Below are 26,589 nucleotides of genomic sequence, written 5' to 3'. Positions count from 1 at the left end.
AAGCGCCGGGCGGGCGCATCCGCGCCCTTGGCTACGCGCCATAAGGCGCGGCGGCCGGTCGGCCTTGCCTCGCTGCGCTCGGTCTGGTGAGTATCATAACCGTTGCTCCAAGGTCGCGCCAATCCGAGCGCAGCGAGGCAAGCGCGACTGCGCGCCCGAGCTTATGCGAGGAAAGCCAAGCGGGCGGATGCCCGCGCCCGGCGCTTGAGGTCTAATAAAAAACATGTAAAGAAACCGCCATGCCCGCCACACCTGCCTATCCGCCTCGCAGCGCTCCTCGACTTTATGTTGATGCCGAACTCAGTGAGGGTGCGGAGATCCGGCTGGAGGGCAGCACGGCGCATTATTTACTGAAAGTCATGCGGATCAGGGAGGGCCAGCCGGTTAAACTGTTCGAAAATCGCACCGGCGAATATCTGGCCCATGTTACGGCGCTAGGCAAACGGGACCTGATCCTGATGATCGACGGAAAGACCAGGGAGCGCGAAAACGTGCCCGATCTGTGGCTGCTCGCCGCGCCGATCAAGAAGGATCGCTATCACTGGATTGCCGAAAAAGCCACGGAGCTGGGCGTTGCCAAGATGATCCCGGTGCAGACGGAGCGCACGCAGAATAATCCCGTCAAACCGGATAAATTGCTCGCCCATATGATCGAGGCCGCCGAGCAATGCGAGCGCACTGCGCTGCCGGAACTGGACCCGCTGGTGAAGCTGGAGGCCTTGCTGGAAAGCTGGCCCACGGACCGCCATTTATTCTTCGCGGATGAGCGTATCCATGAAAGCGGCGAAGGCAGTTTTCGTAAAGCGCTGGTCGCGCATGACGGTCCGGCGGCGATCCTGATCGGTCCCGAAGGCGGCTTTTCCGATAGCGAGAATGCGGCCATCCGGGCTATGCCGCAATCTGTGCCAGTATCGCTAGGCCCGCGGATTTTGCGTGCGGATACAGCGGCGGTTGCGGCGATCAGCCTGTGGATGGCAGGGCGCGGCGACTGGAGCTGATTGGCGATTGCCCATCATAGGCCCTAACTTCACTAACTTCACACCAAGGAAGCCTTTTGTTCCGCCAATTCCGGCTTTTTGTGCAGGATTATCCAACATTTGTCACAGCCATCGTCCGGAACGGGAAATACGCGCGGGTTAAATATGCTTGCTGAGAAAGAGCCGGTGCGTGCGTATCATAGGTGCGACAATGTAGGACAGTGGTTTTTATCCTAAGGTAGGTGTTGGTATTAGGGTCGGTTCATCCACCGCGTTTCAGCCGCACCAGCACCGCATCCAGCGCCGACAGAAATCTCGACCGGTCATTCTTGCCAAAGGGCGGAGGGCCGCCGATATTCTCGCTGCCCATGCCTGCCCGCAAATCCGCCATGATTGCGCGGGTGGCCACCGCCGCGCCGATGGAGTCGGCGGTAAACGGCTTGCCCGTGGGAGAGAGCACTACTGCCCCCGCTTTAATACAGCGATCGGCCAGCAATATATCCGCCGTGATGATGATAGAACCGGCGGAGGCCCGCCCGGCAATATAATCATCAGCGGCATCGAACGAATCGCTGACCACCACGCGGCTGACCAGTGGATGGACCGGCACGCGAAAATAGCTGTTGCTCACGACACTGACCGGAATTTCATGGCGATAGGCCACCCGGTAAATTTCATCCTTTACCGGGCAGGCATCAGCATCGACAAAAATCCGGATCGCTTCAGTCATAAGGCGGTTTAGTCGCTTTTAGGCGCCCGGTCTTTTTGGCCTTCAAAGGGCCGTTTGCCGCGATGGGGCTTTTTATTGCCGCCAGGACCGCCAGCTCCGGGCTTGCGGTCACCTTTGAAACCGGGCTTCTTTTTAAAGCCCTCTCCAAATTCGCGTTTTCCGCCCCCTTCACTGCGGCCTTCGCTGCGACCTTCGCTGCGACCTTCAAAGCCGCCTTCGCGATCACCGGAAGGCTTGCGTTTTACATAAGGCTTGCCGCCGTCTTCGGATTTTTTGCCATAGGGCTTCTTGCCGCCAAAATCGCGCCCGCCAGAGTCGCCGCCGCCGGATTTGCGATCACCGAATTTCTTGGAACCGAATTTCTTGCCGCCAAATTTCTTGCTGGCATTGCTGTAATCACGGCCCTCACCGCCAAAGCCGCTACCGGCATTGTCGCGGCGTCCGCCTTTGCGATTGCGCTTTGCTTCGTCGCGCGGCTTGCCTTCAAACTGGGTGATGTTGATGTCGTCTGTATCATCGCCTCCGGCCTCGCGCTTTTCCGCAATGGCCGCGGTGAACTTGTCCACCACGCGGCGCGGGATTTCGAACAATGTATCATCGCCATTGATCCGGATCGCACCGATTTCATTCTTGGTGATGTGACCGCGGCGGCAAAGCACCGGCAAAATCCAGCGGGCATCGGCGCGCTGGTTATGGCCGACATCCATTTTGAACCAGACAGTATCCTCAAAGCCGGGACGCGGGCCGCTGGCTGCTGGCTGCGACTGCGCACCGCGGTCCAGCATCTGTTCGGGCGCAGGCATTTTGGCACGATGGGACTGGACCAGCATCGCGGCAATTTCTTCCGGTGTCTTTTCAGCCATCAGACGCTTGGCGAGTTCCATATCGTCCTCGTCAATCTCGACCGGCTGCATCAAAGCTTCGATCAGGCGGTCGGCGTCATTTTTCCGGATATCCGCGCGTGTCGGCACTTCTTTCCATTCCGCATTGATTTTCGCTCCGCGTAGCATGGATTCAACGCGCTTGCGGCGCTGATAAGGCACGATGATAACCGCCGTCCCCTTTTTACCGGCACGGCCAGTACGCCCTGAACGGTGCTGTAATGTCTCTGCATCGCGGGGAATTTCAACATGGATCACGAGGCTGAGCGTCGGCAGGTCAAGCCCGCGTGCCGCCACATCGGTGGCCACACAAACGCGCGCGCGTTTGCTGCGCAGCGCCTGCATCGCCTGGTTACGTTCGCTTTGGCTATGCTCACCCGACAGTGCAACCGCACTGAACCCGCGATCAACCAGGCTGGCGTGGAGTCTCCGCACCGCATCACGGGTTCCGCAGAACAGCATCGCCGATTCCGCTTCGTAATAGCGCAGCAGGTTGACCACAGCATTTTCGGTATCCGCAGGCGCGACCGTAATCGCCTGATAGGCAATATCGCCATGCCCGCGATCTTCGCCAACGGTGGAGATTCGCAGCGCATCATTCTGGTAACGCTTGGCCAGAGCGACAATCGGCTTTGGCATGGTTGCGGAAAATAACAGCGTCCGGCGCTCTTCGCCCGTCGCGTCCAGTATTTCTTCCAGATCTTCACGAAAGCCCATGTCGAGCATTTCATCCGCTTCGTCGAGCACCACGGCTCTCAGCTTGCTAAGGTCCAGCGCTCCGCGTTCCAGATGGTCGCGCAAACGGCCCGGCGTTCCGACAATGACATGCGCGCCGCGGCGCAATGAACGCCGTTCCTTGGACGCATCCATACCGCCGACACAGGTCGCAATCTGCGCGCCCGCCGGCTGGTATAGCCACGTCAATTCACGGCTGACCTGCAAAGCCAGTTCGCGGGTTGGCGCAATGACCAAAGCCAAAGGTTCAACCAGAAACGGGAAACGCCCGTTGTCGTCCAGCATCTGTGGCCCCATCGCCAAACCAAATGCGACCGTCTTTCCCGAACCGGTTTGCGCCGACACGATAAGATCCCGCCCGGCGGTTTCAGGGTCAAGCACAGCGGCCTGAACGGCTGTGGGTTTGTCATATTCGTGTTCTGCGAGCGCTTCGGCAAGAAGCGGGGGAAGTGTAGTAAAAGGCATGAAAATCCGTTCCGTGGCAAAAGTTTAAAGCCGCGCGGAAATGCCAATTACCTGCGGTCTGTGATAATATATCGTGTATCTATAGAGTTTGTGCGGCGGCCCAGCCACTAGCCCAAGCCCATTGAAAGTTATAGCCACCGAGCCATCCGGTAACATCAACCGCCTCGCCAATAGCATATAAACCCGGCATTTGCCTAGCTTCCATATTTTTGGACGAGAGTTCGCCCGTGCTGATCCCGCCAGCGGTGACTTCCGCCTTGGCGTAACCTTCTGTGCCATTTGGCATAAAGCGCCAATCGGACAATCGCCGCGCGGCCTCTTCCAGCTTGCGATCAGCCAGATTGCCGAGCTCTCCTGCCCCCGAATCCCCCGATAGCCCGATCCGCTCCATCAGCGTTTCCGACAATCGGGTGGGCAGGCGTTCGGTCATCGCCCGGTTCAGCGAAAGGCGGGGTTTCTCACGCTTCAACTCTATGAGCCAGTCCGGCTTGCAATCGGGCAGGAAATTGACGCTGACCGGTTCGCCGTGCCGCCAATAGGATGATATTTGCAATATCGCCGGACCGGACAGCCCCTTGTGCGTGAACAGCGCCGCTTCCCGAAACGCGGTCTTTCCGCAGCTTGCAATGACCGGCGCGGACACACCGGATAACGAGCGGAACAGCGTTTCCTCCCCGCCAAGGGTGAGCGGAACAAGCGCGGGGCGCGGCTCAACCACTCTCAACCCAAATTGCCGCGCAATGTCATAGGCAAAGCCGGTTGCGCCCATTTTCGGAATAGAAGGCCCGCCGGTTGCGATAACCAGCGACGGCGCGGCCGCGCTTTTGCCGCCATATTCGACATGATAATGGGCGTCCCGGTGGCTGATACCGGTGATTGAGTGCCCCAGAGACAAGGTCACGGCATCATCCGGACATTCATCCAGCAACATCGCCACAATCTGCCTGGCCGAACCGTCACAAAAGAGCTGGCCCAGCGTTTTTTCGTGCCAGGCAATGCCGTGCCGGTTAACCAGCGCGATAAAATCCTGCGCCGTATAGCGGCTGAGCGCCGATTTGGCGAAATGCCTGTTGGCGGAAAGATACCGGTCGGCCGCCGTATGAATGTTGGTAAAATTACACCGGCCGCCGCCTGAAATCAGGATTTTCTTTCCCGGTTCGTCGGCATGGTCGATGAGCAACACCTTGCGCCCCCGCTGCCCGGCAACCGCCGCACACATCAACCCGGCACCGCCAGCGCCAAGAATGATGGCATCATATGAAGTCGGGCTGTTCGTCATGATCTAATGCCATCCTGCGCCAAAGCTAAAGGTTGGCAAGTGATTTTGTGGGAGGGGGGATGCTATATGACTGCTTGTAACGCCGTTTAAGTTGGCGCGTTACACCCTTCGCTTGCGCAATCTTATTATTTGGGGGAATTTTTCGGGTGCCGGTCCGGCGGACCGGCACTTATCCGAAAAATTGGTGGAGCCTAGCGGGATCGAACCGCTGACCTCTTCGCTGCCAGCGAAGCGCTCTCCCAGCTGAGCTAAGGCCCCTTATGCGGCGCGTTTAATCCAAGCGCACCGCATTTTGCAAGCATCAATTGATGCTTGCTGCATCAAAATTACATTTACCGATTATGTTTCGGCATTATCGTCGTCGTCGCCCTTGCCTTTGGTGACTCCCAAATCGTCATCACCGCCCAGATCGACTTCGTTATCCGGTGACGGATCATCGTCATCAATGTCGATATCCAGATCATCATCGGCAACTTCGTCTTCTTTTTTCGAATCTTTCTTCACAGAATCTTCGAATGGCATGGGCTGCTTGGATTTCAGGCCGGGTTCCGGCACCCATGTTTCGCCGCATTCAATGCAGGTCGCCGGGTCTTCTTTGCCCAAATCGTAAAAACGTGTTCCGCATTTTGGGCAGGTTCTCTTTGTGCCCCATTCTGGCTTCACCATGGCTGGTTCCAAATCCTTATTTGTCAGTAATATATAATGACCGTTCACAAGATTTGCAGAATCGATCAAACAATGGGGCCGCGCCTTGCCATAGCTGAGCCGCGCTGTCAAAAGCCGTTTCACATCCCGAAACGAATCATGCATGATTTAACCCATGTGCGCCCCTATAAGAAACCCGTAAATGACCCAGAAAACAACAGACAGGATAACAGTGGACGTACAAACAGCCACCTTCTCTCCAACAGGCCCGTTAACCGGCAGGATAACCGTGCCGGGCGACAAATCCATTTCGCACCGCGCGCTGATTCTCTCTGCCCTTGCCGTCGGCAAAAGCGAGATTCGCGGCCTGCTAGAAGGGGAAGATGTGCTGGCCACCGCAGCGGCCCTGCGCGCCATGGGGGCCAGAATCGAACAGGGCGACGCCTTGTGGACCGTTCACGGGGTTGGAGTCGGCGGCTTGATGCAGCCGGAAACGGCCATTGATCTGGGCAATAGCGGCACGTCTGTGCGTTTGTTGATGGGCTTGGTTGCCTCCCACGATATCAGCGTGACTTTCCTTGGCGATGCCAGCCTTTCCAAGCGCCCGATGGGCCGGGTGATTGATCCGCTCTCTGCCATGGGGGCGGATTTTACTGCAAGGATGACCACCAATGGCCAGGCATGCCTGCCCTTGACGGTGCGCGGCCTTTGCCCTGCTGTACCGATGGAATACCGCCTGCCCGTCGCCTCTGCACAGGTGAAGTCGGCGATCCTGCTGGCCGGATTGAATACGCCCGGCATTACCCGCGTGATCGAACCTGTTCCCACACGCGACCATAGCGAAACCATGCTGAAAGGCTTTGGCGCGGATATATCGGTCGAGACGGACGGACAGAATAACCGAGTCATATCGCTCGTCGGGGAAGCGGAATTGCAGCCGCAGAATATTACCGTGCCGGGCGATCCGTCTTCCGCTGCTTTTCCGGTGGTCGCGGCTCTGCTGGTTCCGGGATCGGAAATTGTGGTTGAAAATGTCGGGATCAACGCAACCCGCGCCGGTCTGTTCACTGTGCTTCAGCAAATGGGCGGCGATATCCGCTTTGAAAACCGGCGCACGGTTGGCGGTGAGCCGGTCGCGGATATCCATGTAAAACATAGCAAACTGACCGGCATAGATGTTCCCGCCGATATTGCGCCGAGCATGATCGACGAATTCCCCATCCTGTTCATCGCCGCCGCTCTGGCAGAAGGCCAGACAACTACCACCGGCCTGTCTGAGCTGCGCGTCAAGGAATCGGACCGCCTGTCGCAAATGGCCGAAGGGCTGATGATGCTGGGCACCCAGGTGATAGAGAATCCGGATGGACTGGTCATAACCGGAAGCGGCGGAAAGCCGCTGGCGGCGAAAGCGGATGCCGGAGCGATCAAAACCGCGCTGGATCACCGCATCGCCATGAGCTTTGCGATTGCAGGGCTGGTTACGCAAACCGGCGTGCGCGTGGACGATATGAGCCCGACAGAAACCAGCTTCCCCGGATTTACCGATCTGCTGGCTGCGTTACAAAGCGAATCGCAGGGTAAAGCCCCGTGATCATCGCCGTCGATGGCCCTACCGCCTCTGGCAAAGGCACTATTTCCAAGGAATTGGCGAAACATTTCGCTTTACCCTTTCTGGATACCGGCCTGCTTTACCGCGCCGTCGGCTGGACAGTCAGGGAAAATGGCGCAGATGCGGATAATCCCGCCGATGCGCTGGCGGCCTGTAATTTTGATACCGCTTTGCTGGGCGATCCGGCTTTGCGCAGCGAAGCGGTCGGCGGACTGGCGAGCCGGGTATCGGTTCATCCGCAAGTGCGCGCCGCACTTCACAAGCGCCAGGTAGATTTCGCCTATCAACCGGGGGGCGCCGTGCTTGACGGGCGCGACATCGGAACGGAGATTGCACCTGATGCAGACGTAAAGCTGTTCGTAACCGCCTCAGCCGACGCGCGGGCACTACGCCGGTTCAAGGAAATGGAGCGGCGCGGAGAGGTTGTTAATTTTGATGTCATACTGGCCGACATCCGCAAACGCGACGAACGGGATCGAAGCCGGGCGACGGCACCGCTGAAACCGGCCAAAGATGCGGACTTGCTTGATACGACCGATTTGACTATAGGCGACGCCATCCAACAGGCAATTGCCTTGGTGAATGAGAAGATAAGCCGCCGGAGTTTTAAATAACCGGCATAGCAGATAACGGGGTGCGCAAGACGGGGCGATAAATAGCCGCCCTGACTTTGGCGCAGCTTTTTCGTTTGCGGCTCAATCTTTCGCATATAGCCAAAATGGCGGTTTTCTGCTGGATATGACTGCTGCATTCGGTGGCAATCATGTTTTGGTCCAAGACCAGCGGAACCAACCGCTTGGCCCGAAAAAATGACTATTAAGGAACTTATATGGCCTCTACGGCATTTCCCAGTCGCGATGATTTTGCGGCATTACTAAACGAATCAATTGGCGGTGAAGACCAGGGCTTTGAAGGCCGCGTGGTTAAAGGCACCGTTGTCGGCATCGAAAATGACATGGCTGTCATTGATGTTGGACTGAAATCTGAAGGCCGTGTAGCGCTGCGTGAATTTGCTGCTCCCGGTCAAAAAGCAAATCTGAACATTGGCGATGAAGTCGAAGTCTATGTGGACCGCATCGAAAATGTGAACGGTGAAGCCATGCTGTCGCGCGACCGCGCACGCCGCGAAGCTTCATGGGACAAGCTGGAAACAGAATATGATGAAGGCAACCGCGTTGACGGCATCATCTTCGGACGTGTCAAAGGCGGCTTCACTGTCGATCTTGATGGCGCTGTAGCTTTCCTTCCCGGTAGCCAGGTCGATGTCCGCCCCGTGCGCGACGTGACCCCGCTGATGGACATTTCACAGCCTTTCCAGATCCTGAAAATGGACCGCAAGCGTGGCAATATCGTTGTATCACGCCGCGCCATCCTTGAAGAAACCCGCGCAGAACAGCGTTCGGGCCTGATCGAATCGCTGGCTGAAGGCCAAGTGATCGAAGGCGTTGTGAAAAACATCACCGACTACGGCGCGTTTGTTGACCTGGGCGGCATTGATGGCCTGCTCCACGTCACCGATCTCAGCTACAAACGGGTCAATCATCCCAACGAGATGATTAACATCGGCGACACGCTGAAAGTCCAGATCATCAAGATCAACAAGGAAACACAGCGTATTTCCCTGGGCATGAAACAGCTTGAAAGCGATCCATGGGATTCCGCTTCCGAGAAATATGCCGTTGGCACGAAACTGACCGGCTCTGTCACCAACATCACCGAATATGGTGCGTTTGTGGAACTGGAACCCGGCATTGAAGGCCTTGTCCACGTTTCCGAAATGAGCTGGACCAAGAAAAACGTCCACCCTGGCAAAATCGTTTCCACTTCGCAGGAAGTCGATGTCATCGTCCTCGAAGTCGATACCGAAAAACGCCGGATCTCCTTGGGCCTCAAACAGGCTCAGTCCAACCCGTGGACCGACTTTGCCGATGCCCATCCGGTTGGCAGCACTGTCGAAGGTGAAGTCAAGAATGCTACCGAATTCGGCCTGTTTGTCGGGCTCGAAGGTGACGTTGACGGCATGGTTCACATGTCCGACATCGCATGGGGCATTTCTGGTGAAGACGCGCTGAACCTGCACCATAAAGGCGAACAGGTTAAAGCAATCGTCCTTGACATTGATGTTGAGAAAGAGCGCATTTCCCTTGGCATGAAGCAGCTTGAAAAGGGTGCTCCTGCGGTTGGCGGTACCGATACCGGCGGCCTCAAGAAGGGTTCTGTCACCACGGTTACCGTGCTTGAAGTCCGTGATGGCGGCCTTGAAGTACAGGTTGGCGACGATGGTGCCACCGGCTTCATCAAACGCTCCGACCTTGGCCGTGACCGTGACGAACAGCGTCCTGACCGTTTCCAGGTTGGCCAGAAAGTCGACGCAATGGTTATCGGTTTCGACCGTTCCAAAAAGCCGAACTTCTCGATCAAAGCCCACCAGTTGGCCGAAGAGAAACAGGCTGTCGAACAATTCGGTTCCACCGATTCCGGTGCAAGCCTCGGCGATATTCTGGGCGAAGCGCTCAAGAAAAAAGACGACTGAACTTAGCGGGCATCGGCCCGGTAAAGTTACAAGAAAAAGCCCGCCTCCTTCGCAAAGGGGGGCGGGCTTTTTCGTTGGTCCGGCGCATATGCGACCCCAGTGGAGACATACGGGCACGGAAATCTATACGGGAATATGCACCGGAATAAGATCAATACGTCCCAATGCGGGGCGAATTGCAATCAGTCATCCAAAGACCATTGAAAACATGAAGGTTTTCTGTCAGTATCCCTATATTGTGCTCTTCTGTTCTGAAGTTGTGAACGGGAAGTGAAAAGCTTGAATTATGTGGTTGCTCCACAATAGGAAAGGCACGCTCATGATACGTTCTGAACTGCTTGAGAAACTGGCCGAAGAAAACCCTGATTTAAAGCCAGATGAAATTGAGAAAATTGTTGATCTGTTCTTTAACCAGATCACCCAGAAACTGGCAGAAGGCGGTCGGGTAGAGCTGCGCGGCTTTGGTGCTTTTTCCACCCGTCAGCGCCAGCCACGTATCGGCCGCAACCCGCGCACAGGGGAATCAGTAGAGGTTCCGGCCAAGCGCGTGCCCTATTTCAAACCCGGAAAAGAAATCCGGGAACGCCTCAACAAGGGTTAGATACAAGGGCTATATCGGGCCGGATGGCGACTAAAGCGGTCAAATACCGGCAAAAGAATCGAAAAAATTCAATTTCGGCATCTCAGCACTTGACCTGCTGCGTGCAATAATGCTTGTCGAAAGTCCATTCAGCCCAGAGCTGAATATGCCGGTGCGGACGTGGCGAAATGGTAGACGCAGCAGACTTAAAATCTGCTATCCGAAACGGGTGTGCGGGTTCGAGTCCCGCCGTCCGCACCAGCTTTAGAGTGATGTTTCTGTAATATTCTTCAGTTTCACTCAGTTCGCTATGGCTGCGACCTGAAGTTCCTGTGCGTCAAAACCGCCATCACCCAGTTGCGCCGAAAGCGGACGGGTCTGGATCTTGGGACCAACTGCCCCCGGAATTGTGGCAAAGCCGGAACCATCAAGCATCACGCTTTCATTGCCGAAGTTCAACCTTACGCCGCGCAAACTGTTGGGGCTGTAGCGGACCTCAAGCTGATATCCGTTCGGCGCATTGCAATATTCGCGCAGCTGGCCCAGATTGACGGTGTTTCCGGCAAATCCAGTGCCGGCCGGGTTATGCTGAACCCCGCAAGTGACGGGAACGTGAGCCCGCAGGTTAAAACTCATGGAGCTTGTTGCAACTGCACTGGTCGCCATCGTAGCTGCCGCTACTACCACCACCGCGCTAATCAGTTTCTTCGCCATTTCAGTGCCCTCAATTCATTTCTGATGAGAGCAATTTGGCAGAATGCATTGAAACTATCGTCAACGGCTAAAGTTAACGACGCGCTAACTATTAAGCGCTACTTCGGGGCGCAGCGGCATGGGAACGGGGAAAAGAGCGTTATTGGCGAGCCCCCACGCCTATCGACCGGAGTCGTCCCTAGACCGGCTCAGACCTGACGGGAAAGCAGATTAAGTACCAGAGCAGCTTAGCGCGCGGTTACCGTAACCGATATCACGTCACTATAAACGCCGGCACGCTTTTTCGACACATCACCGATGATAAAATCTATGGGTAACGCATCGCGGATAAGGCCCGGCCTTCTCGATTTGGAAGTCCCTGAAACAGTGCGTGGGCCAGCCAGATTGACCCCTGTGCCGCCAATGGCAATCGAATAGGGCACGGACCACTGGCTCGACCCCAAGCGAAGCTGGCCGGAATTGGCCGAGCTGACCAGAATATCATAGTCGCCCGTGCTGCTGACCAGCAGGTTGAGGAGCAAAGGCGCAACGCCTTCTTTCAATTCCCCCAGATTAACGAACGCCTGTCCGTCGTTCATCGTATAGGTGCCCGAAAGACCGATCCGCGCAGACGGCAATACATTCAAGCCCAAAACCAAAGGCGCGCCGCCGAGGGAGCGAAACTGCTTGTCCTGCGCCTCCAGCGTCACATCCTGCGTGAAGGTACCGGAACCGCTTATATGGGCAGGGTCCGCGACAAGCTTATATAATATCGAACGCGATTCGCGCGGCTTGAGTTCCATTTCGCTCTGTGATGCAAAGGCAACGGATCGCCCTGCACGGGGCGTCACATCCCGCGTGTCAGTCAGGTTCACAAGCGAATATGCAACCGGGCGTCCTGTGCCTTTCGACAGTCCGAACGGCGGCGGGTTAAGTTCAAATCTGGGTGTGAAGCGGCACTCTGCCCCGCCTTCATTGATGAAGGTCACGCCAAATGTCCCTTCCGGAATGGTGCCGGAAAACGGGTCATGCCCCTTTATGATCCAGCTTGACGGAGTCGGATTAACGCGAAGCAGACAGTCGGTGGACTGCCCGTTGGGAATGGCAGGCCCCTGCGCCATAACCGGCGCAGCCACAGAAGCTGCAAGGAAAGTCAAAAATGGGCGCAGCATTGGTGTCTCCTATTTTTTCATGCCTGGCCGGACGGTACCGAGTTTTACAAGACCATCCGTGTCGGCCGGAACAGTGAATTCAAAACTTTTGTCAATCGTGCCATTTGGCCCATATGTTTCCACCTGATAACGTCGGCCCGGCAACAGGTTCGCAATCGCGAAACGCCCGACCGAATTGGTGAAGAACGGAACCGGTTGCGGGTTCTCCCCTTCTTCCACATCCAGCAGGTTCACGCGCCCGCCGATAAGCGAAACAGGCTTGTCCGGGCCAAGCACCAGCGTGCCCATCGCGCTGACAAAGGCATCCGTGCCAATACGCGCCGCGTAACCGCTCTTATAGGGTGGATATACACGAAATACGCCGGGACCGGTATCATAACCCGATGGCGGGTCTTCCACATCATATTGGACCGACTGGGTCGAGTAGGAACCGAGGAAGTTGTTAACCGCCGATCCCAGAGCGCCGCTTTTACTGATATAATTATTCTCGGCCAGCGATTGCCCCGCAACCACGCTGCGGTCGCCCAGATTTTCGTGCGCGGAAAGCAGCATGAAGCTGTCGTTAATCCGCCGCCCGATACCGAACATTCCGTCTGCGAAAGCCAATGTCGTGCCAACCCGCACCGAAGTCGCATTGACCTGACCAAAGTCAGAAATGCTTGGCCCGAAGCTGGCATGGCTTACCGACGCGTCAAAACGGTTGGCGGAATAAGAAGCATAGCCCTGCGCGCGCGAATTATTGTCTTCATGAGCGACAACGGCCCCGAAACCGACGCTGTTAAGCTGGTTCAGGCCGCTCTGGTTATAGGACAGTTCCTTGATATTATCGCGGCTTTCATAACGTGCTTCGGCCCTGCGGCGGTAATCCGGCTGGTACACTAACCCGGCAGATACGCTGAAACCGCTTCCCCGTGTAAGGGATGACGGATATTTCGCGTAATCGACACCCGCCCTGAACGTCCATTCGCGGTTCAGTCGGTAATAGCCCGTAGTGCCAAGGCGATAGCTGTCCCCCACATTGCCGCGACCTTTAAGGTAGGTTGCTGTCGAAGTGGTCAGGAATTTCAGATTGAACTGACGGGTATATTGGACAGAAGCCGTCAAGGATGTCGTGTTGACCCCTTCCAGATTGTTCAGGGACGAAAAATCACCCGACACATAATCGGCCCGGATCGTGAAACTGTCGGCCAGGCCGCCGCGGTCGATATAATGTTCGTAGCTGACGCCGCCTGCAAATCCTTCACCGGCGATTTTGGAATGGCTGACACCGCCATCGAATAGCACCCGTCCACCATTACCCAATACAAATTGGGTCTGACCGGTGAGCATCTGCACATCCTTGCTGGCCTGAAGACCAACACCGATGGCGGGAGCGTCGAGAAAGGCCTTGCGGAAAAAGCCGCTAAACGCAATCGGCCCGCGATAATCCGGCGCGCGTCCGAAACGCTTGCTCGTCGGGCCGAAAAACGCGCCATATTCATGATCGCCGGGGTCGAGATCAATCGGATCGAGATATTGCGAATAGGACAGATCCTGCACGGCCCCGGTATTATCGATTACCTGGATGTCGATATCATTGCTGCCTGCAATCAGCGGCAGCGAGCTAAAATCATAACGTCCCGGTTGCAGCCGGATTTCCCGGTAAAGCGAGCCGTTACGCAAAAAGCGCACGGTTGAATCGCGCTGGAGAATGAGCTGACGATTGGACTGCAATACTGCGGAACGGAAGGCGTTAAACCGCCGCCTCTGGCGCAGGACACCGACGCCGCCCATCGAGACAAAGGCTTGCTGTCCGCGGATTTCGGGATCCAGATCACCTAAAAACCAGCGGCGGTAATCCTCTGGCTCATCATAAACCAGCCGCGCATAGTTGCGGGTCAGCTTGTATGAATCGCCGCTAAGGCTGAATTGCTGGCCAATCTGGGCATCACCCTCGAACACCACGGGGCCAAGGCGCACGGCTCCGTCAAAGTTGATCGTCGGCGGGTCCATGCTTTCATCACTTTCCCAGATATACACACCAGACGCGCTGATATTCAGATAACCGGACAAGGTGGCAGGCTGCAAAGAGACGTCGCTGATATCATCGCGCGGCGGGGCAAATAAATCCCGGATGGCGCGTTGTTCCGGTGCAACCTCGACCACGACAACCGCCAAGGTGCTGGGATCATAGGTCAGCGCGACGCCGGTTTCTTCCAGATCCTCCTGCCCGAATTCGGACAGATTCGCCAATTTCGTGCTTAATTCGACATGCGCGGGATCGTTCAGCACAGACTTCATCAGCCGGAGAAATGTTTCCGATTCGATCAGGAACCGGTCATCTGCGGTCAACCGCAATGGCACTTCGCCAAGGCTGCTGCTCTGGAACGTCAGCGGCACCGTCATGTCAATGTCGCGGTCATAAGGGTTTATGTCCGGACGACCGTGGGGGCCAATCGGATATTGCGGGGCTATCGGTTCCTGAGCCGGTGGTGCGGGTGTTGGTTCAGGCCCCGAATCAGACGGCGTCTCAGGTCCTGTATCGGGCTGTGGAAGGGGGATAGTCGCGGGTGTGCCAGTCTGGGGAGCGGAGCCGGGTGCGCTCGGCAACGGAATCGTTACCTGCGCGGCGGCTCCGTGTGAAAAAATTGCGCTGCCGGACCATAATGCCAATGGCGCGGCAGTGCATAATAGGAATCTGCGCTTCATTGGCCGAACGTTAACTTGATCGGTCCGGGACCGAATCCTGGAATTGGCAGGCGGAAGATACGTTCACCCTGAGCCGGGACATAGCCCGTGCCCACTGCACGTGTCAGTTCTTCGGGCGAAACATCGACCCGGAGCCATTTGCCGTCCTTGTCAGTGCCAACCAGTTGCCAGGAAAAGTTGGCCATCATGGCGTGACGCCGACCGGTATTGGTTAGGGTGACGGCAACCCCGTCCTGCATTTCGGGCTGCTCCGCTGCACCGGGCGGTGTGGGCGGCTGGTAAAAAACCTGCTCTACCTTGGTCGCAGACACATCGGGTTTTGCACCCGGAGGAGCGACAACAACCAGCGCACGCATATTATAGAGGATCTGCACCTGCGCCCCGATCTGCTCGGTAGCAACCGGATCCAGTTTAACAGGCAACTGTTCAACGGATACATAATAGGATTGTGACTTATCCGGTTCTGCGGGGCCAAGCCACTGCAGACGGACCACTTGCCGGCCACCGGCGGGCAAGACGCCTTGCGGCGGGAATATCAGGAAATCTTCATCGGCGGGTGTTTCGGTAATCTCTCCCTCTGCATCGATCGCCATCCGGAACACGCGGGTTTCGAAAGCAAGATTGCCGGGATTGATATTCTGCACCTCGATACGGGCAGTGGCATCTGTCCCGCGGGATTCCATTTCAACAACCATGGGAGAAACGCGCATGGCGTAGGCCGGACTGTTCAGCGCCGGGACTGTCAGAGCCAAAGCCGCGACAAACAATAATGCTGAAGCACGCGCACGCCGCCCCAATATCGTCAAAAACGTCATTAACTTTGCCCCCAATATTTTTACCAGATTTTTTAAGCGTATTTCACAAAAGAGTTAAGAAAAGGGGAAAGAAACTTTCTTCCCCCTTCTCTCAAAGTTCATACTGCTTAAAGTGCGCGCAGTGTCAGGGTCGTGACGCCTTCATAGGTACCAGCGACCAGACCTTTAGCGGTTACTGCAGGAGCAACGATGTCGATCTGCATATCAGAACGCCATGCACCCTGCTGCTTCTGAGCAGCGTTAGCAGTGGTTGCAACAGTCAGAGACTGAGGCGTACCAGCAGCCTGGTTGTTCAGAGCAACGCCCGTCCATTGAGCTGCTACGCTGTAAGGGATGTTCGCCTGGAACTGGTTGGTATCAAAACCACCAGGAGCAGTGTTCACGAGACCGCGAATATCGTCTTTCGAGATTTCAACTTCGTTGTTGAAGTTACAACCAGCGGTCAACGATTCGATATTGGCAACCGCAGGGCCAGTCATTTCGAACGCATCGTTAACATTCTCGTTGTTGCCGGTGCGAACGCCGATAACACCAAAGTCGATGTTACGTGCAGAAGGTGTGTTGCCTGAGTAGAAAGAACAGTCCTTGTTGACTGAACCGGACAGGTTAAACACAACGCTGACGGTTGGTGTAGCGGTTTCGGTATCGCCAGGTGCATCAGCCTGCGCGGTGTAGCGCGTTCCAACTTGAGCGAGTACGCCGAGTTCACCAGCAATGGTCCCCAAAAAGCCGGGGTTGGTCAACTGGTACGGAATCGGACCTGGGCTTGCATAGTGACGTTCGTTTGTCTGTGCTGCTGCAGGAGCCGAGATGGCTACGAGAGCGATAGCGGCAACTGCGCCGGATAGGATATTTTTCATGACTTCATTCCTTTTATATGACCGCCCCCTGTTAATGGGTCACGGCCTTTCGTTCGCATCGGGTGGGTCGCAAACCAGAGGGGCATCGATGCCTACCCTTCCGGCGTAATTCCGTTTGCTGGATCATTCCCGCAAACGAATCTCAGATCGGAGAGACCGTGATCGTGATCACCTCCGAATATTCTCCGGCCAGCAATCCGGCTTCACCCGAAGGCAAGCCAAGCTCAACGCCCAGGATCATGCCATCTGTGGCAATGCCGCCGTTGCTGGAAATAACGCCGCCGGCCTGTAACTGCTGGCTGCTAAAAGATTTGGTGAGCACCTGCCGCGCCGGGTGGCGCACAGGCAGTTCAATGGATAACGAATAGGGAAGCTTACCGCCAAAAGGCCCCTGACCACCTGGCATAGTCGTGTGCGTCAACGCACCGCTCTCACCATTGATGGTCATCGTGAATGGCATGTTGCAACTAAATGCAACCGGCGTTTGGCGACTTAGTCCCCGACGTTCAAGATTACCAAAGTCCATGTCGGCAATTGTGCCCATGGCGCAATATTGGCTGATCGACCCGCTGACAGCGATGTCAAATGAACGCGCGCTTTCTATTTCGTTGGCGAAAGCAGGCGTGACTAGAGTCAACGCGGCTAACGCCACCCCGGCTTTCGCCGAAAATAAAAATCGCATGAGTGCCCCTCATAACTACTTGCGTCGCCAAGGACCCTGGTGAGCTCAACGTCCTCGCTTAATTCCTGTGGGAGTCACGACCCGACTCACCCCAAATATTGTTAATGCAACGTTAATAATGCGGAAATACGGATTTAGCTAGTCCGAAAATCATATGCCCGGTTGAAACTCCTTTGCCCCGCAGAGGGCGGCTTTCCCTGTAACCTTGAGCCTGCAATGGTTCTAATGGTAAACGCCTGAAAAACAGATACCAGTCCAATGTTGCGAGTGTCCGGAAATGGGACAAACCACTATAAAGGGTTAATCGGTTTTTACGGATTTGAGGGCTGCAAAGGCAGCGAAATAGGGGCGAATCGATAGAAAAACGATTCGGTGAAGGGCGTGATTCTCTTAAGGCAGCCCATGCACCCACACACCGTGGGCTCTACCCAAAGTCCATAAAAAAAGGCCGCCCTTTTCAGGACGGCCCTTTTGATATCGGATTTGAAAACCGGTTGGCGGAAATCAGGCTTCCTTGACCTCATAATATTGCGGTGCGGCAATATTCAGGATTTCCAGAATTTTCGCGAGAGCTGTCGGCTCGTCGGTTTCCTCCATAGCGGCAAGCTCACGGGCCAGGCGGCTGGATGCCGCTTCAAAAATCTGACGCTCGGAATAGCTTTGCTCTGGCTGGTCATCCGCACGGAACAGATCGCGTGTAACTTCCGCGATGGACACCAGATCACCGGAGTTGATCTTCGCTTCATATTCCTGCGCACGGCGCGACCACATGGAGCGTTTGACCTTGGGCTTGTCCTTCAGTGTTTCCAGCGCTTCCTTCAGCGTCTTGTCGGAAGACAGCTTGCGCATGCCGACGCCTTCCGCTTTGTTCATGGGCACACGCAATGTCATACGCTCTTTTTCAAAGCGCAGAACGTAAAGCTCAAGTTGCATGCCAGCGATTTCTTCATTTTGCAGTTCAATTACCCGGCCGACACCGTGTTTAGGATAAACAACATAATCGCCCACATCAAAGGACAGCGTATTTGCAGCCATAAAAAACCTTTCTTTCTTGAAGGAAGAGAAGGATTATTCCGGTTAAATGATTCAAAACCCGACGAAAAAACCCTTTTGTTCATACATATAACGACCAAACACCCCAGTGCCCAGCCGCTTACCGTCAACAGTGTTAACAGATTCGACACAAAAAAGCAATTATTGTTGTTTTTATGGCACGGTTGAGGGGAATAGTTGAAGATATTTACTATAACACACGCAGCGGATTTTTTGGACCTCAAGCGCCGGGGAGTCTTTGTTTTACCTCAGGCGCCGGGCGGGCGCATCCGCGCCCTTGGCTACGCGCCATAAGGCGCGGCGGCCGGTCGGCCTTGCCTCCGCTTCGCGTCGGCCTGGTGAATATTCTTTAGGTTGCGCTCTTGTGCACCCCTTCGAGGGAGCGCCGAACCGAGCGAAGCGAGGCAAGCGCGACCGCGCGCCCGAGCTTATGCGAGGAAAGCCAAGGGCGCGGATGCGCCCGCCCGGCGCCTGAGGTCCAAAAAAAAATCCGCCCGGCGCCTGAGGTTTCAATAAATTTCATTAAACTTGCCCTCCCCCGCCAACATCCCTAAATTACATTTATGGGAAAACATGAGCATCATGAGCATCACGGCGAATCTCTTGCCGATGCTGCCCGCCATAATCTGGAGGCGGCTGGCGAGAAATGGACAGACACGCGCGCCGCTATATTTGAGGCGCTTTCCGGTTTTTCGCGCCCGGCCTCTGCCTATGACATAGCAGAGCTGGTTTCGGCTGCGCGCGGCAAGCGTGTTGCGCCCAATAGCGTTTACCGCATTCTTGACCTGTTCGTGACAACCAACCTTGCCATGCGGGTGGAAAGCGCCAATGCCTATCTGGCCAATAGCCACCCCGGCTGTGAACATGATTGTATTTTCCTTGTCTGTGACACATGCGGAGAGGCAACCCATATTGATGATGATAGCTTATCATCAAAGGTTCGCGCTGTTGCACGGGAACAGGGTTTCAAGTCGATCCGTCCGGTGATCGAGGTGCGCGGTATCTGCCAGAAGTGCGGATGAAGCCGCATTTCCGGGAATTACACAACCAGCAAATATAGAGATTGATATTTTAAGGAGCTTTCTGCTGAAAGTTCGACATACCCGGCCAATATCGCTAAAGTCAGGGTGAAACAGGAGACAATATGTCAGGTCCGAAAACACCACTTCTGGATACAGTGTCCTTGCCAGCGGACCTGCGCCGGCTGGAACCGGAGCAGTTACGCCAGTTTGCAGATGAATTGCGGGCTGAAGTCATTGACGCGGTTTCGGTTACGGGCGGCCATCTGGGCGCAGGACTCGGCGTGGTCGAGCTGACCACTGCTATCCATTACGTGTTTAATACGCCCGAAGATCGCCTGATCTGGGATGTCGGCCATCAATGTTATCCGCACAAGATTATCACCGGTCGCCGCGACCGTATTCGCACATTGCGTCAGGGCGGGGGACTTTCCGGTTTTACCAAGCGCAGCGAAAGCGAATATGATCCTTTTGGCGCAGCGCACAGCTCCACCTCGATCAGCGCGGCGCTGGGCTTTGCCGTCGCCAATAAAATGACAGGCGCACCGGGGCGGGGAATTGCTGTCATTGGTGACGGGGCGATGAGCGCGGGCATGGCTTATGAAGCGATGAACAATGCGTCGATCGCGGGCAACCGGCTGGTCGTAATCCTGAACGACAATGATATGTCGATTGCACCGCCCGTGGGCGGGCTGTCCGCTTATCTGGCGCGGATTGTGTCCAGCCGCGAATTTCTTGGCATAAGGGAACTGGCCCGGCGGTTTGCCCGCAAATTGCCCAAATCGCTCCACGACGCGGCACGCAAAACGGATGAATATGCGCGCGGCATGACGATGGGCGGGACCTTGTTTGAAGAGCTTGGCTTCTATTATGTCGGCCCGATTGACGGCCATAATCTGGAGCATTTGATCCCGGTATTGGAAAATGTCCGCGATGCAGCGGAAGGCCCCTGCCTGATCCACGTCGTAACCGAAAAAGGCAAAGGCTATAAATTTGCCGAAGAAGCTGCCGACAAATATCACGGTGTGGCCAAATTTGATGTCGTGTCGGGCAAACAGGACAAGGGGCCGGGCGGCGGCCCGCCCGCTTACCAGAATGTCTTTGGCGAAACGCTCGCCAAGCTGGCCGACACTGATCCGCGCATCTGTGCGATTACCGCAGCCATGCCATCAGGAACCGGCGTGGACAAATTTGCAAAGGCCCATCCCGACCGTGCTTTTGATGTCGGGATCGCCGAACAGCATGGCGTGACCTTTGCCGCAGGGCTGGCCGCGCAGGGGATGCGTCCGTTTGCCGCGATATATTCGACTTTCCTGCAACGGGCTTATGACCAGGTCGTGCACGATGTTGCGATCCAGAATCTACCCGTGCGCTTTGCGATTGACCGGGCCGGACTGGTCGGAGCGGATGGCAGCACCCATGCCGGCAGCTTTGACATTACCTATCTTGCGACCCTTCCTAACATGGTGGTGATGGCCGCCGCTGACGAGGCAGAGCTTGCCCACATGACCTATACCGCTGCGGAATATGACGATGGGCCGATTGCATTCCGCTATCCACGCGGGAATGGCACGGGCGTCCCCATCCCCGAAAAACTAGAAAAGCTGGAAATTGGTAAAGGTCGGATTGTGCGCGAAGGCACCAAGGTTGCCATCCTGTCGCTTGGCACCCGGTTGGGGGAAGCCATGAAGGCCGCAGATCGCCTGGATGCCAAGGGGCTTAGCACTACGGTCGCGGATATGCGCTTTGCCAAGCCGCTGGATGAAAAACTGATTCGCAAATTACTGACCAGCCATGAGGTTGCTATCACCCTTGAAGAGGGGGCGATTGGCGGACTTGGCGCGCATGTCCTGACGATGGCATCTGATGCCGGGCTGACCGACACAGGGCTGAAAATCCGCACCATGCGCTTGCCGGATATATTCCAGGATCAGGACAAACCGGAGGCCCAATATGCCGAAGCGGGGCTGGATGCCGACGGTATTGTCGATACCGTGCTGAAAGCGTTGCGGCATAACAGCGCGAGCGTAGAAGAAAAAGGCGCGCGGGCATAGCCTTTGGCCATTTGACGATCAGCGCTTGCCGTAATGCAGCGGAGTGATTAGGCGCTTTGCCGATGCTACCAGAATTTGCCCATATCGATCACTGGATCTTTGATCTCGATAACGTCCTTTATCCGGCGGAAAGCGATCTTTTTTCCCTGATCGATATTAAGATGGGCGAATATATTGCACAGGCTCTGCACTGCGACCCTGTCGAAGCGCGCCGGATACAGAAAAGCTATTTCCACGATCATGGCACTACCCTTGCCGGGTTGATGCACCATCATGGCACCGACCCGCAGGATTTTCTGGATTATGTCCATGATATTGACATGAGCAGACTGACACACTCACCGGAACTCTATAGCGCGATAGCCGCCCTTCCCGGCGAAAAACTGGTCTTCACCAATGCCGACAAGCCTTATGCAGAGCGGGTTCTGGAAAAGCGCGGCCTTGGCGGCCTGTTTGACCGGATTCATGACGTGCTGGCCACCAATCTTGTCCCGAAACCGGAAGAAGCGGCTTATCACAGCCTTATCACCACCTGCGGCATCAATCCCGCCCGCGCCTTATTCGTCGAGGACATGGCGCGCAATTTGCGCCCGGCAAAAGATTTGGGCATGACGACCATCTGGGTCAACACCCGTTCGGAGTGGGGCGCACGCGGCCATGCACCGGATTATATTGACTATGAAATCCCCGATTTGGAAAGCTGGATGTCCAGCCTCTATTTGAACAAGTAAAACAGGAAAGACGCAATATTATGACTGCCAATTTGATTGCCGCCATTGAAACTGCTTGGGACAAGCGTGAATCGCTGAATATCAATAGCCAGGGCGAGGAACGCGATGCGGTAAACGCTGCACTGGCCAAACTCGACGATGGCAGCGCCCGTGTTGCAGAGAAACAGGGCGACAAATGGGTCGTCAATCAATGGCTGAAAAAGGCGGTGCTGCTGTCTTTCCGGCTGAACGACAACCAGATTATCGAAGGCCCCGGCGGCGCAAACCATTGGGACAAGGTTCCCAGCAAATTTGCCGGCTGGGGCGAAAACCGTTTCCGCGAAGCCGGTTTCCGTGCGGTTCCCGGCGCTATTGTCCGCCATGGCTCCCACATCGGGCGCAACGTCGTGTTGATGCCCAGCTTTGTCAATATCGGTGCGTTTGTCGACGAAGGCGCGATGATTGACACATGGGCGACGGTGGGAAGCTGCGCCCAGATTGGCAAGAACGTCCATATTTCCGGCGGCGCGGGCATTGGCGGCGTGCTGGAGCCGCTGCAAGCCGATCCGGTAATTATCGGTGACGGCGCCTTCATCGGCGCACGCAGCGAAGTGGCCGAAGGCGTCCGCGTCGGTGAAGGTGCAGTGCTGTCCATGGGTGTGTATCTGGGTGCTTCTACCAAGATTATCGACCGCGCCACTGGCAAAGTCCATATTGGCGAAGTTCCGCCCTATGCCGTCGTCGTGCCCGGAGCGATCCCGGCCAAGACCAATATTGACGGCGCACCCGGTCCGTCGCTTTACTGCGCGGTCATCGTGAAAACTGTCGATGCGCAGACCCGCTCTAAAACCGGCATCAACGAACTGCTGCGAGACTGACCTACTCTAAAACCCTCTCCCCTTCAGGGGAGAGGATTAAGGGCTCAATCAAACAGGTCACCGCCCACTTCTTTCCCCGCAGGCGGTTTCAGCCCCAAATGCTGCCAGCCGCGATCGTTGAGCGCGCGGCCACGGGCCGTGCGCGCGATCAGACCCAGCTGGATGAGATACGGTTCGATCACTTCCTCGATCGTGTCGCGCGGTTCGGACAGACCGGCGGCGAGCGTTTCGACACCTACCGGACCGCCCTTGTAAATATCAGCGATCATGTGAAGATAGCGGCGGTCCATGGCGTCGAGGCCGATGCTGTCCACCTCCAGCCGGGTGAGCGACGTATCGGCGGTTTCCCGGTCCACGATGGCCGATCCTGCCACATTGGCAAAATCACGCACCCGTCGCAGCAGGCGGCCCGCAACCCGCGGGGTCCCGCGTGCGCGGCGAGCAACCTCGGTCGCGCCATCGGGGGCGATATCAAGGCCAAGCAATCTGGCCGCACGGTGGACCACCTTTTCCAATTCCTCAACGCTGTAAAAATTAAGCCGCACCGGAATCCCGAAACGGTCGCGCAGCGGCGTGGTTAGCAGCCCTTGCCGCGTGGTCGCGCCAATCAGGGTAAATTGCGGCAGATCAATCCGGACACTACGCGCCGACGGGCCTTCGCCGATGATGAGGTCAAGCGCACGGTCCTCCATCGCCGGATAAAGCACTTCCTCGACCACCGGATTGAGCCGGTGAATCTCGTCAATGAACAGCACGTCGCCTTCTTCCAGATTGGTCAGCAGCGCGGCAAGATCCCCGGATTTTGCAATAACAGGCCCGGATGTCGCCCGAAAACCAACGCCCAGCTCGCGTGCAATAATCTGCGCCAGCGTGGTCTTGCCCAATCCCGGTGGACCAAAAAACAACACATGGTCCAGCGCTTCGCTACGCCCCTTTGCCGCTTCAATGAACACGCGCAAATTGGAACGCGCCGCCTCTTGCCCGACAAATTCATCGAGCGTTTTCGGGCGCAGCGCGGCGTCAATGTCTTCCGGTTGCCGTTGCGGCGTAAGATGCGGATTATCAGTAACGGTCAATACCTCAAAGCTCGTCACCCTGAACTTGTTTCAGGGTCCATCGTGATTCTATAAACAGGCTATGCCGAAAACCAAGCAACCTTGCGTCTATATATTGGCCAACAAGCCGTATGGTACGTTGTATATCGGCGTAACTTCGGACCTGCTCAATCGCCTTTACCAGCATCGCAGCAAACTTACCCCCGGCTATACGTCCGAATATGGAGTCTATCGGCTCGTCAGATTTGAAATGCTTGACGATATGGTGGCCGCGATCACGCGCGAAAAGCAACTGAAAAACTGGCACCGCCAATGGAAGATCAATTTGATTGAATCGGAAAACCCGCAATGGGTCGATTTGGCGGTAAATCTTGGTTTGCCGTCGATTAAAGACTGATTTCATTCGCTAGCCCCGCTCTTCCCATACGTAACCATTAACGCCGTCACCCTGAACTTGTTTCAGGGTCCATTTTGCGAGTTGCGCAGGTTGTGGCGTTCTCACGATGGATGCTGAAACAAGTTCAGCATGACGGGGGGTGGGTTGTTTTGAGGAGAAGCACCCAACATCACTCATCATGCTTCATACCACTTGCTGTCAGCTTAACCCACTTATGTTGACGCGTCTCATAGACCGAGAAAGATGGTTCAGGAAATTCCGGATCAGCAAAGGCCCCAACCGGTATCGCTATCATTCCCGGAAAGGGACCTGCCTGATAATATACGGTTGAGCCGCATTCGCCGCAGAAATGATAGGTTGCCGTAGTGCCGCTATCCGTTTGGCGCTCCCAGATTTTTGACTCTCCGTATATTGTGACGTTCTCGATGAGATAACGTGCCTGAACAGCAAAAGCACTTCCCGTGCGTTTCTGACATGCGAGGCAATGGCAAACCGACACTCTTTCCGGTTCACCGCTGCAACGTGCGCCCAATTGCCCGCACCGGCAACTCGCTGTTCTTGACTGACTCACTTCGCCGCCTTTTTCAGTGCAAGCCGCACTAGCGCGTCCAGTGTTGCGCCATCACCGACCTCGGCATCGGCCGCTGCCACGGCGGCGCTGGCTTCTGCCGGTTTGAAACCCAGATTTTGCAGCGCACTTACGGCGTCGGCGCTGTTGGATGATGGCGCATGGATTGCCCCCCCTACGCCCGCAATCGGGTCGGTCGCTATCGCCCCAACCTTGTCTTTCAGTTCGTTGACAATCCGCAGCGCCAGTTTTGGCCCGACGCCATTGGCCCGCGTGACCATCGCCTTGTCACCCGTGGCCACGGCGCGGGAAATCTCGCCCGGCTCCAGTGCGGAGAGGATCGCCAGCGCTACCTTGCCGCCAACACCCTGCACCGAAACCAGCAGCCGGAACCAGTCGCGTTCCGACCCGCTGGCAAAGCCCATCAGGCGCATGTCCGTTTCCGATACCTGCATCTCGGTATAGATGGTCGCGCCGTCGCCAACTCCGCCTATCGCGGCTATGGTGCGCGACGAGGCAAAGACCAGATAGCCGACGCCCTGCACATCCAGCACGATATTATCAGTGCCGATTTCGTCAATAATGCCAGTGAGTTTTGCTATCATATCCCCTGTTAACCAAAAGCATCAGGTCATTCCAGCGAAAGCTGGAATCCGGTCGCGTTAGCGTTTACGATGGTGGGCATGGGTGATCGCCACGGCCAGTGCGTCGGCGGCATCTGCCCCGGTCAGTTTCACACCCGGCAACAGTATTTTGATCATCGCCTGCACCTGATCCTTGTCCGCTTTGCCAACGCCGACCACGGATTTTTTCACAACCCGCGCCGCATATTCCCCGACATCAATGCCGGTACGCGAAGCGCCGAGCAAAACAACGCCGCGCGCCTGTCCGAGCTTCAACGTGCTTTGCGGATTGGAGTTTACAAAAACTTCCTCAACCGCCGCTGCTTCCGGCCTATATTCCAGCAGAAGGTCTGTGAGTTCCAGATCGAGTTTCAGCAAGCGGCTGGCCAGCGCCATTTTCGGATCGGTCTTTATCTGGCCATTGGCAATGTGGGACAGCCGGTTGCCCTCGGCATTGATAACGCCCCAGCCGGTTGTGCCCAATCCGGGGTCCAGCCCAAGGATAATCATGTTTCCCCCTTTCCTTCAGGGGAGGGGGTCAGGGGGTGGGGGAGTGTTCCAGGACCGTTTTGGTATGCCCCACCCCAACCCCTCCCCTGAAGGGGAGGGGCTTTTGAGTGACGCTTCCGAAGGACACGTCAATTGACCACCAAAAAAACCCTCACCGTCCGCCCGCGCACTTCCTCGAATAGTTCGGGATAGTTGCCGATGAACTGTTCCAGCCGCGCCCGCAGCTTGTCGCCTTCTCGACGCTCAACTACAAGGACGGCCTGGCCGTGGTGGAAATCGAAGGTTTCGGCAGAAATCGCCGGTTCAAGGGCGCTCTTGTCGAAGGGCAGCGGCATCAGGGTGATCATCGGCAAAACTCCAGTAGCTTGAAAAGGAAGG

General features: G+C 56.2%; 24 protein-coding genes, 2 tRNA genes and 2 pseudogenes. 11 read left to right on the top strand and 17 right to left on the bottom strand.

From position 1 onward, the window contains the following. Nucleotides 1-239: 239 nt before the first annotated feature. A complete protein-coding gene (locus VIN76_RS03800) occupies nt 240-998 on the top strand; it encodes a 16S rRNA (uracil(1498)-N(3))-methyltransferase (RefSeq protein WP_332040487.1) in 759 nt (252 codons plus the stop codon). Between the two features lie 241 nt (nt 999-1,239). Here the strand turns inward: VIN76_RS03800 and VIN76_RS03795 are convergent, their stop codons facing one another. From VIN76_RS03795 to VIN76_RS03775, 5 genes and pseudogenes are all read right to left on the bottom strand, one after another. After that, nucleotides 1,240-1,707, bottom strand: a complete 468-nt coding sequence (locus tag VIN76_RS03795; protein WP_332040486.1) for a YaiI/YqxD family protein — start codon at nt 1,705-1,707, stop codon at nt 1,240-1,242. 440 nt (nt 1,708-2,147) lie between these two features. Then, nucleotides 2,148-3,788: pseudogene (locus tag VIN76_RS03790) on the bottom strand (DEAD/DEAH box helicase); the annotation flags it as partial. 79 nt (nt 3,789-3,867) lie between these two features. Next, nucleotides 3,868-5,067: an NAD(P)/FAD-dependent oxidoreductase gene (locus VIN76_RS03785; RefSeq protein ID WP_332040484.1), complete on the bottom strand. Its 1,200-nt coding sequence runs from the start codon at nt 5,065-5,067 to the stop codon at nt 3,868-3,870. 182 nt (nt 5,068-5,249) lie between these two features. Further along, nucleotides 5,250-5,325 (bottom strand) — tRNA-Ala (locus VIN76_RS03780). Between the two features lie 81 nt (nt 5,326-5,406). Then, nucleotides 5,407-5,733, bottom strand: coding sequence for a TIGR02300 family protein (locus tag VIN76_RS03775; RefSeq protein WP_332040585.1), 327 nt, complete (start codon nt 5,731-5,733; stop codon nt 5,407-5,409). Nucleotides 5,734-5,914: 181 nt separating this feature from the next. Between VIN76_RS03775 and aroA the strand changes: the two genes are divergently transcribed. The 5 genes from aroA to VIN76_RS03750 all read left to right on the top strand — a co-directional run bounded on the left by aroA (nt 5,915) and on the right by VIN76_RS03750 (nt 10,695). After that, a complete protein-coding gene (gene aroA / locus VIN76_RS03770) occupies nt 5,915-7,303 on the top strand; it encodes a 3-phosphoshikimate 1-carboxyvinyltransferase (RefSeq protein ID WP_332040483.1) in 1,389 nt (462 codons plus the stop codon). Beyond that, complete coding sequence (locus tag VIN76_RS03765; protein ID WP_332040482.1) at nt 7,300-7,935, top strand: d(CMP) kinase; 636 nt, start codon at nt 7,300-7,302, stop codon at nt 7,933-7,935. Before aroA ends, VIN76_RS03765 begins: the two co-directional genes overlap by 4 nt. A gap of 215 nt (nt 7,936-8,150) precedes the next feature. Next, the gene (gene rpsA / locus VIN76_RS03760) at nt 8,151-9,854 is read left to right on the top strand and encodes a 30S ribosomal protein S1 (protein WP_332040481.1); all 1,704 of its coding nucleotides are present in this window, start codon (nt 8,151-8,153) and stop codon (nt 9,852-9,854) included. 319 nt (nt 9,855-10,173) lie between these two features. Next, nucleotides 10,174-10,455: an integration host factor subunit beta gene (locus VIN76_RS03755; protein ID WP_332040480.1), complete on the top strand. Its 282-nt coding sequence runs from the start codon at nt 10,174-10,176 to the stop codon at nt 10,453-10,455. 153 nt (nt 10,456-10,608) lie between these two features. Beyond that, nucleotides 10,609-10,695 (top strand) — tRNA-Leu (locus VIN76_RS03750). Nucleotides 10,696-10,734: 39 nt separating this feature from the next. On the opposite strand, the gene VIN76_RS03745 is transcribed toward VIN76_RS03750, so the two are convergent. The 7 genes from VIN76_RS03745 to VIN76_RS03715 form a co-directional block, all read right to left on the bottom strand. Continuing rightward, the gene (locus tag VIN76_RS03745) at nt 10,735-11,148 is read right to left on the bottom strand and encodes a hypothetical protein (protein ID WP_332040479.1); all 414 of its coding nucleotides are present in this window, start codon (nt 11,146-11,148) and stop codon (nt 10,735-10,737) included. 227 nt (nt 11,149-11,375) lie between these two features. Then, nucleotides 11,376-12,299 (bottom strand): hypothetical protein, encoded by a 924-nt coding sequence (locus VIN76_RS03740; protein ID WP_332040478.1) that lies wholly within the window; start codon nt 12,297-12,299, stop codon nt 11,376-11,378. Nucleotides 12,300-12,308: 9 nt separating this feature from the next. Continuing rightward, complete coding sequence (locus VIN76_RS03735; RefSeq protein ID WP_332040477.1) at nt 12,309-14,987, bottom strand: hypothetical protein; 2,679 nt, start codon at nt 14,985-14,987, stop codon at nt 12,309-12,311. After that, the gene (locus tag VIN76_RS03730; protein WP_332040476.1) at nt 14,984-15,802 is read right to left on the bottom strand and encodes a fimbrial biogenesis chaperone; all 819 of its coding nucleotides are present in this window, start codon (nt 15,800-15,802) and stop codon (nt 14,984-14,986) included. Before VIN76_RS03730 ends, VIN76_RS03735 begins: the two co-directional genes overlap by 4 nt. A gap of 107 nt (nt 15,803-15,909) precedes the next feature. Further along, nucleotides 15,910-16,662, bottom strand: a complete 753-nt coding sequence (locus VIN76_RS03725; protein ID WP_332040475.1) for a hypothetical protein — start codon at nt 16,660-16,662, stop codon at nt 15,910-15,912. A gap of 142 nt (nt 16,663-16,804) precedes the next feature. Continuing rightward, nucleotides 16,805-17,344 (bottom strand): hypothetical protein, encoded by a 540-nt coding sequence (locus VIN76_RS03720; protein WP_332040474.1) that lies wholly within the window; start codon nt 17,342-17,344, stop codon nt 16,805-16,807. 504 nt (nt 17,345-17,848) lie between these two features. After that, entirely contained in the window at nt 17,849-18,379 is a 531-nt protein-coding gene (locus VIN76_RS03715; protein ID WP_332040473.1) for a CarD family transcriptional regulator, read from the bottom strand. Nucleotides 18,380-18,960: 581 nt separating this feature from the next. Between VIN76_RS03715 and VIN76_RS03710 the strand changes: the two genes are divergently transcribed. The 4 genes from VIN76_RS03710 (at nt 18,961) to dapD (ending at nt 23,058) form a co-directional block, all read left to right on the top strand. Continuing rightward, nucleotides 18,961-19,419 carry a Fur family transcriptional regulator gene (locus VIN76_RS03710; RefSeq protein WP_332040472.1) on the top strand — a complete coding sequence of 153 codons (459 nt, stop codon included), beginning with the start codon at nt 18,961-18,963 and terminating at the stop codon, nt 19,417-19,419. Nucleotides 19,420-19,541: 122 nt separating this feature from the next. Beyond that, a complete protein-coding gene (dxs, locus tag VIN76_RS03705; protein ID WP_332040471.1) occupies nt 19,542-21,470 on the top strand; it encodes a 1-deoxy-D-xylulose-5-phosphate synthase in 1,929 nt (642 codons plus the stop codon). 62 nt (nt 21,471-21,532) lie between these two features. Then, entirely contained in the window at nt 21,533-22,201 is a 669-nt protein-coding gene (locus VIN76_RS03700; RefSeq protein WP_332040470.1) for a pyrimidine 5'-nucleotidase, read from the top strand. 20 nt (nt 22,202-22,221) lie between these two features. Further along, a complete protein-coding gene (dapD, locus tag VIN76_RS03695) occupies nt 22,222-23,058 on the top strand; it encodes a 2,3,4,5-tetrahydropyridine-2,6-dicarboxylate N-succinyltransferase (protein WP_332040469.1) in 837 nt (278 codons plus the stop codon). 44 nt (nt 23,059-23,102) lie between these two features. Here the strand turns inward: dapD and ruvB are convergent, their stop codons facing one another. Next, complete coding sequence (gene ruvB / locus VIN76_RS03690; RefSeq protein ID WP_414696271.1) at nt 23,103-24,152, bottom strand: Holliday junction branch migration DNA helicase RuvB; 1,050 nt, start codon at nt 24,150-24,152, stop codon at nt 23,103-23,105. 43 nt (nt 24,153-24,195) lie between these two features. Here ruvB and VIN76_RS03685 point away from each other — a divergent pair, with 43 nt between their 5' ends. Continuing rightward, the gene (locus VIN76_RS03685) at nt 24,196-24,510 is read left to right on the top strand and encodes a GIY-YIG nuclease family protein (protein WP_332040468.1); all 315 of its coding nucleotides are present in this window, start codon (nt 24,196-24,198) and stop codon (nt 24,508-24,510) included. Nucleotides 24,511-24,679: 169 nt separating this feature from the next. On the opposite strand, the gene VIN76_RS03680 is transcribed toward VIN76_RS03685, so the two are convergent. The 4 genes and pseudogenes from VIN76_RS03680 to VIN76_RS03665 form a co-directional block, all read right to left on the bottom strand. After that, nucleotides 24,680-25,081, bottom strand: a complete 402-nt coding sequence (locus tag VIN76_RS03680; protein WP_332040467.1) for a GFA family protein — start codon at nt 25,079-25,081, stop codon at nt 24,680-24,682. Then, a complete protein-coding gene (gene ruvA, locus VIN76_RS03675; protein WP_332040466.1) occupies nt 25,078-25,683 on the bottom strand; it encodes a Holliday junction branch migration protein RuvA in 606 nt (201 codons plus the stop codon). Before ruvA ends, VIN76_RS03680 begins: the two co-directional genes overlap by 4 nt. Before the next feature lie 57 nt (nt 25,684-25,740). Beyond that, nucleotides 25,741-26,211, bottom strand: coding sequence for a crossover junction endodeoxyribonuclease RuvC (gene ruvC / locus VIN76_RS03670; protein WP_332040465.1), 471 nt, complete (start codon nt 26,209-26,211; stop codon nt 25,741-25,743). A gap of 128 nt (nt 26,212-26,339) precedes the next feature. Further along, nucleotides 26,340-26,589: pseudogene (locus VIN76_RS03665) on the bottom strand (hypothetical protein); the annotation flags it as partial.

Source organism: Parasphingorhabdus sp. (genome assembly GCF_036568145.1).
Classification (GTDB): Bacteria; Pseudomonadota; Alphaproteobacteria; order Sphingomonadales; family Sphingomonadaceae; genus Parasphingorhabdus.
This window is presented reverse-complemented; position numbering and strand designations above follow the sequence as displayed.